1 protein-coding gene, 1 tRNA gene and 2 rRNA genes (1 of these 4 cut by a window edge) are annotated in these 2500 nt (G+C 54.6%); 3 read left to right on the top strand and 1 reads right to left on the bottom strand.

Annotated elements, in window-relative coordinates; genetic code table 11:
- Window positions 1-1926, top strand: a 23S ribosomal RNA gene (locus CU100_RS26460) (it extends 1111 nt beyond the left edge of the window).
- 55 nt (window positions 1927-1981) lie between these two features.
- Here the strand turns inward: CU100_RS26460 and CU100_RS26655 are convergent.
- On the bottom strand, window positions 1982-2197 hold the full coding sequence (locus CU100_RS26655) for a hypothetical protein (RefSeq protein ID WP_146141909.1): 216 nt from the start codon (window positions 2195-2197) through the stop codon (window positions 1982-1984).
- A gap of 53 nt (window positions 2198-2250) precedes the next feature.
- Here CU100_RS26655 and rrf point away from each other — a divergent pair.
- Window positions 2251-2365: ribosomal RNA gene (gene rrf, locus CU100_RS26455) — 5S ribosomal RNA — on the top strand.
- Window positions 2366-2414: 49 nt separating this feature from the next.
- Window positions 2415-2491: transfer RNA gene (locus CU100_RS26450), tRNA-Met, on the top strand.
- Window positions 2492-2500 lie beyond the last annotated feature (9 nt).

Below are 2500 nucleotides of genomic sequence, written 5' to 3'. Positions count from 1 at the left end.
TTATACCTTCGGGGGTAGAGCACTGGATGGGCTAGGGGATCTCACCGATTTACCAAACCTAACCAAACTCCGAATACCGAAGAGTACTGATCGGCAGACACACGGCGGGTGCTAACGTCCGTCGTGAAGAGGGCAACAACCCTGACCACCATCTAAGGTCCCTAAGTTATGGCTAAGTGGGAAAGGATGTGAGGATCCCAAAACAACCAGGATGTTGGCTTAGAAGCAGCCATCATTTAAAGAAAGCGTAACAGCTCACTGGTCTAAATAAGGGTCTTTGCGCCGAAAATGTACCGGGGCTCAAGCCATACACCGAAGCTGTGGGTGCTGATCATCTTAGGATGACAGCGCGGTAGCGGAGCGTTCTGTAAGCCGTTGAAGAGGGACCCGTGAGGGCCTTTGGAGGTATCAGAAGTGAGAATGCTGACATGAGTAACGATAAAGGGAGTGAGAGACTCCCTCGCCGAAAGTCCAAGGGTTCCTGCTTAAAGTTAATCTGAGCAGGGTTAGCCGGCCCCTAAGGCGAGGCCGAAAGGCGTAGTCGATGGGAACCACGTTAATATTCGTGGGCCTGCGGGTAGTGACGGATCGCGTGTGTTGTTCCTCCTTATTGGATTGGAGGGGCTTCGAAGCGGTCCCAGGAAATAGCTCCCGCGTATAGACCGTACCCTAAACCGACACTGGTGGACTGGTAGAGAATACCAAGGCGCTTGAGAGAACTGCGTTGAAGGAACTCGGCAAATTGCACGCGTAACTTCGGAAGAAGCGTGACCCTTTTTTACGCAAGTAGAGGAGGGTGGCACAGACCAGGGGGTAGCGACTGTTTACCAAAAACACAGGGCTCTGCGAAGTCGCAAGACGACGTATAGGGTCTGACGCCTGCCCGGTGCTGGAAGGTTAAGAGGAGAGGTGCAAGCTTTGAATCGAAGCCCCAGTAAACGGCGGCCGTAACTATAACGGTCCTAAGGTAGCGAAATTCCTTGTCGGGTAAGTTCCGACCTGCACGAATGGCGTAACGACTTCCCCGCTGTCTCCAACGCAGACTCAGTGAAATTGAATTCCCCGTGAAGATGCGGGGTTCCTGCGGTTAGACGGAAAGACCCCGTGCACCTTTACTATAGCTTTACACTGGCATTCGTGTCGGCATGTGTAGGATAGGTGGTAGACTTTGAAGCGGGGGCGCCAGCCTTCGTGGAGTCATCCTTGAAATACCACCCTTACCTATATGGATGTCTAACTGCGGTCCGTTATCCGGATCCAGGACAGTGTATGGTGGGTAGTTTGACTGGGGCGGTCGCCTCCTAAAGAGTAACGGAGGCGCGCGATGGTGGGCTCAGACCGGTCGGAAATCGGTCGTCGAGTGCAATGGCATAAGCCCGCCTGACTGCGAGACTGACAAGTCGAGCAGAGACGAAAGTCGGTCATAGTGATCCGGTGGTCCCGCGTGGAAGGGCCATCGCTCAACGGATAAAAGGTACGCCGGGGATAACAGGCTGATGACCCCCAAGAGTCCATATCGACGGGGTTGTTTGGCACCTCGATGTCGACTCATCGCATCCTGGGGCTGGAGCAGGTCCCAAGGGTATGGCTGTTCGCCATTTAAAGCGGTACGTGAGTTGGGTTCAGAACGTCGTGAGACAGTTCGGTCCCTATCTGCCGTGGGTGTAGGAATATTGACAGGATCTGTCCCTAGTACGAGAGGACCGGGATGGACGTATCTCTGGTGGACCTGTTGTGGCGCCAGCCGCATAGCAGGGTAGCTATATACGGACGGGATAACCGCTGAAGGCATCTAAGCGGGAAACCCACCTGAAAACGAGTATTCCCTATCAGAGCCGTGGAAGACCACCACGTTGATAGGCCGGGTGTGGAAGTGCGGCAACGCATGAAGCTTACCGGTACTAATAGCTCGATTGGCTTGATCATTCTCATTACTCATATCCATCTGACGAAGTCAGATGAATATTTGATTTTAAAGCGCTCACGCACGTACGCCCTTCGGGCTGTGCTCCGCGAGGGCGCTGGACGACCAGCGACGACCTGGCGGTCTGTATTTGGCGATTGTCCTGAAAATCTCAGGATAAAGTGCCAGGAACAGAGCGTGACATGCTATCGCCCATACAGCGCGATAGCGCGCCGTCGCAGCGCCCGTCCCGGCAGGGACGATACGGCGCGTGAGACAAAACCAGCTTCTCATTTGTATCGCATGCGCCTGAAAACCCGCATGCGTGAAACGTTGCGCTTTGCTGACCTGGTGGTTACAGCGGGGTGGCTGCACCCGATCCCATTCCGAACTCGGCCGTGAAACGCCCCTGCGCCAATGGTACTTCGTCTCAAGACGCGGGAGAGTAGGTCGCTGCCAGGTCTGCCAAGCGCAACGTTCATAAACAAATCTCACAACAACAGAACTATGACGCGGGGTGGAGCAGCCCGGTAGCTCGTCAGGCTCATAACCTGAAGGTCACAGGTTCAAATCCTGTCCCCGCAACCAAATCAAACC

Origin of the sequence: Phyllobacterium endophyticum (genome assembly GCF_003010935.1) — a bacterium.
GTDB classification, from domain to species: Bacteria; Pseudomonadota; Alphaproteobacteria; order Rhizobiales; family Rhizobiaceae; genus Phyllobacterium; species Phyllobacterium endophyticum.
Note: the sequence above shows the minus strand (reverse complement) of the source record. Positions and strands in the feature narration are given on the sequence as shown.

Bases quoted from the DNA above. Each gene is read 5' to 3' on its own strand.
- CU100_RS26655 (WP_146141909.1), bottom strand. From the start codon at position 2,197: ATGAGAAGCTGGTTTTGTCTCACGCGCCGTATCGTCCCTGCCGGGACG.